Annotated in this window: 1 protein-coding gene; it reads left to right on the forward strand. The window is 55.5% G+C overall.

Translation table 11 applies throughout. The annotated features are described in order from the left end of the window. On the forward strand, positions 1-257 hold a 257-nt coding region (locus SB773_RS32585; protein WP_410594528.1), incomplete at its 5' end, for an oligopeptide/dipeptide ABC transporter ATP-binding protein. Positions 258-263 lie beyond the last annotated feature (6 nt).

Raw genomic sequence — 263 nt, forward strand, 5'->3', positions numbered from 1 at the left:
TGATGCGTTCACTGCCACGTCTGGATGAGGGTGAAAAGCAACGCTTGATACCGATTGAAGGAAGTCCGCCAGACTTATTCCAACCGCCAAAGGGCTGCCCATTTGCTGCGCGGTGTGATTTTGCTATGGAAATTTGCGATCAACAGATGCCGGTAACGAGTGAGTTTGCGAAGGGACATCAGGCAGCATGCTGGCTGCACGACCCGCGGGCGCCACGCATCGAAGAACTGGTTGCAGCAGGGAGGCAAGGAGTATGACGCAGG

The sequence above is a fragment of the Bacillus sp. SIMBA_074 genome (assembly GCF_046534555.1).
Lineage (GTDB): Bacteria > Bacillota > Bacilli > Bacillales > Bacillaceae_G > Bacillus_A > Bacillus_A mycoides.